This window comes from Consotaella aegiceratis, from assembly GCF_036541425.1.
Lineage (GTDB): Bacteria > Pseudomonadota > Alphaproteobacteria > Rhizobiales > Rhizobiaceae > Consotaella > Consotaella aegiceratis.
On the sequence record NZ_JAZHFT010000109.1, the window covers coordinates 1 to 2,719 of the forward strand.

Here is a 2,719-nt window from a genome sequence, read left to right on the forward strand (position 1 = left end):
CGGGCGCATCGTCTCGGAGACGCTGAACGGCCGGCGCATCAGATCGACCCGCGACGCCATGGGCGAGCGGATCGCCCGCGAGATCGTCGGCGAGGACCGCGGCCTCGTCGAGATCGTCCGCGATCCCCTGGGCGCGGTGGAAAAACTGCTGGCCGGCGAGACGGCCATCACCTTCGAGCGCGACGGTTTGGGCCGCGAGCGGGGCCGCGTCCTGGGCGGCTTTCGCCTGGAGCAGCGCTACGACGCCGCCGGCCAGATCGTCGCCCAGGAGGCGGGGCCGCGCCATCCGGCGGTGCACGACCGTTCGCGGCTGGGCGTCACCGTGCCGGTGCGCGAGGAGGCGCGGCGCGCCCGGGAGCACGCGCGGCGGCTCTACGACTACGACAAGGCCTTTGCGCCGGTTTCGATCGACGACGCGCTGTGGGGCGAGCGGCGGCTGTCCTATGACGGCAACGGCCAGTTGGTCTCGGCCGAGAGCGCCTCGGGCTCGGAGCGCTTTTCCTACGATGCGGCGCGCAATCTTCGCGGCGCCTCGTCCTCGCAGCGGGCGGAGGAGGGCCCGTCGAGCTACGGCGCGGCCTTCGACGCCGCCTTCGGCGCGGCGGTGCCGGCCAGCCGGCCCGAGGCCTGGCAGAGGACGCCCGGCGGGGTGGTGCAGATCGCGCGCGGTCCGAAGGGCGAGCGGCTGCGCCTTTCCCACGACGCGTGCGGGCGGCTGATCGAGCGGCATGTGGAACGGGACGGTTTTCGGCCGCGGCGCTGGCGCTATGGGTGGGACGCGCACGACCGGCTGGCCTCGGTGATGACGCCCGAGGGCGAGGAATGGCTCTACCGCTACGACCCGTTCGGGCGGCGGGTGGCGAAGGTCCGGCGCTTCAGCGGGGTCGAGCGCCAGCGCGCCTCCTGGCGCTGGCCGGCGCTGGTGGGCGAGGACGGCAGTCCACGGGCGATGCCGGCTGCTGCCAACGACGATGCCGCTGACGGCGGACCGGGGGAGCGCCCGCCTGAGGTGGGCACGGCGTATCTTTGGGACGGCGACCGGATGGTGGCCGAGGCGCCGCTGCATCTGGACGGGCAGATCGCCTGGGACGAAGGCATCCGCTGGCACTTCGAGGAAGAAACGCACAGGCTCCTGGCCAAGGAGCTGCCCGGCGGCGAAATGCTGGCCGTGGTCACCGACCCGCTCGGCACGCCCAAGGAGATGTTCGACGCGCGCGGGCATCTGGTCTGGGCGGCGGACCACCACGTCTGGGGCGCGGTGCGGGCGGTGGAGGTGCGCGGCGCCCTGGCGATGAAGCCGGCCCACGCCCGGCCGCCCGACGCGCTGGCCTGCCCGTGGCGGTTTCCGGGCCAGTACGAGGACGCCGAGACAGGGCTATACTACAACCGCCACCGGCACTACGATCCCCTGACCGGCCACTACACCAGCCCCGACCCCATCGGTCTGGCCGGTGGGGATCGGTCCCAGGCCTATGTCGCCAATCCTTTTGTCCAGATCGATCCCTATGGGCTAGCAGCAACTCCTCCACGGGGGCTCGGAGATACAAGCACCAGCCCATGGCTAGGAGATAATAGAGCCGGTGTTGTTTCGCATTTAGAGGATTTTAGACAGGGCGGTTCTTATCTCGTTCCGAAATCAACATACGAAAACTGGATTAAGGGTAGAGAATTCATCGGGCGGCCAGACGGCCAGTTCATGACAACAAGCAGGGCGATGGACAAATTGCTTTCAGATTCTGGCGGTGATATTATAGTAATAAAAAGAAAATTAGGCATACCCACAAATCAATGGAATGAACCATTGATGCGAGTCGATGTGCAAAGCCCATTATTATATAATGCAAGACTGCCTAATGGACTAGAATCTGGGGCTAACTCTTTTTTCAGATGGGGTGGAATGACAAGCGGCGGAATGCCAGAAATCATAACAAACCAAATTCCCAGTTCAGGATTCACTGTCACGCCTACTGGAATAGGGCCTTAGAGGTGTTCTATGAGAAAAATATCGGAAGGAAAGAATGTTCAGTGGCAATTGTTCGAGGATGACAATGGGAAATTAGTATTGATGGTAATTTGTGGAGATATTGGATTATATGAAGAAAAAGTAAATTTATCAGATAGAGATATAGAATTATATAAAAATAATGGAGAAGATTATCTTGATAAATTGGCGAAAAAGATATCAAAAGAATCGGGTATGCGTCCGCACTGAAATTTAATAAAATTAATACATCATTGAGCTAAGCTTAACCTCTGTTTCTCGACTGCGCCTTTGCGCTGCTGGCGGGCGAGACGGCCATCGCCTTCGAGCGCGACGGTTTGGGCCGCGAGCGGGGCCGCGTCCTGGGCGGCTTTCGCCTGGAGCAGCGCTACGACGCCGCCGGCCAGATCGTCGCCCAGGAGGCGGGGCCGCGCCATCCGGCGGTGCACGACCGTTCGCGGCTGGGCGTTACCGTGCCGGTGCGCGAGGAGGCGCGGCGCGCCCGGGAGCACGCGCGGCGGCTCTACGACTACGACAAGGCCTTTGCGCCGGTTTCGATCGACGACGCGCTGTGGGGCGAGCGGCGGCTGTCCTATGACGGCAACGGCCAGCTGGACACCTCGAAGAACCGACGTTTTGGCGGCATTGAAGAGACGTCATTGGTGATGGCGGCCCGATTTGGGCTTGATCGGTGTGGCTTTGCGGCACTTGGCGCTCATCCGCCATTGGAACTTCAGA

At 63.3% G+C, this 2,719-nt stretch carries 3 protein-coding genes; all 3 read left to right on the plus strand.

Annotated features, from left to right (window positions below):
• Positions 1-58 precede the first annotated feature (58 nt).
• On the plus strand, positions 59-1,984 hold the full coding sequence (locus tag SMD10_RS25130; RefSeq protein WP_331688460.1) for an RHS repeat domain-containing protein: 1,926 nt from the start codon (positions 59-61) through the stop codon (positions 1,982-1,984).
• Between the two features lie 9 nt (positions 1,985-1,993).
• A complete protein-coding gene (locus tag SMD10_RS25135) occupies positions 1,994-2,212 on the plus strand; it encodes a hypothetical protein (protein WP_331688461.1) in 219 nt (72 codons plus the stop codon).
• A gap of 107 nt (positions 2,213-2,319) precedes the next feature.
• The coding region (locus SMD10_RS25140; protein WP_331688462.1) for a hypothetical protein at positions 2,320-2,719 on the plus strand (400 nt) is incomplete at its 3' end.